Origin of the sequence: Pseudomonas sp. SIMBA_068 (genome assembly GCF_046534705.1) — a bacterium.
GTDB classification, from domain to species: Bacteria; Pseudomonadota; Gammaproteobacteria; order Pseudomonadales; family Pseudomonadaceae; genus Aquipseudomonas; species Aquipseudomonas putida.
Map to the genome: position 1 here is coordinate 1 of NZ_JAWRYI010000056.1, position 461 is coordinate 461.

General features: G+C 49.0%; 1 protein-coding gene and 1 pseudogene. Both read right to left on the minus strand.

All coding sequences use genetic code 11. The annotated features are described in order from the left end of the window. Positions 1-160 (minus strand): hypothetical protein (locus SB756_RS28115; protein WP_410912757.1); only part of this gene is annotated, 160 nt, incomplete at its 3' end. Then, positions 149-461, minus strand: a pseudogene (locus SB756_RS28120) (DNA polymerase); the annotation flags it as partial. The pseudogene SB756_RS28120 and the gene SB756_RS28115, both read right to left, overlap by 12 nt.

Here is a 461-nt window from a genome sequence, read left to right on the forward strand (position 1 = left end):
CTCCACGACCGGTTTTACCACCACCTTCGTCGTAGGTGAAAGAGATCATTTTACCAACACGCCAAACTTTTTTGATTTTAGAGATGTCAACTTCTTTTTCTTCACCTTTGTATTTGAATTTAACGGTCGCACCACCACCACCGGTACCAGATTTTTTGATGTTCAGCCAAGAGGTCAGACCGGTCTGTTTGGTTTTCTGCCAACGCAGGTCTTCTTTACGGTAACCGAAACCTTCCAGGATACGCAGAACCGCCGGCAGAACCTGGTTTTCGATGTAGTATTCCGCGTCGTATTTGTGTTTACGCGGGTCGTATTCTTCCGCCAGGATCGCACGGTTAGAGATCGGACCGTCACCACGCAGAACGATGTAACCGATAACCATACCCGGTTTGATTTTAACACCTTTCGCCGCCAGACGTTTCGCAACCGCAACGTGCGGGCCGATCGCTTTGTATTCGTGC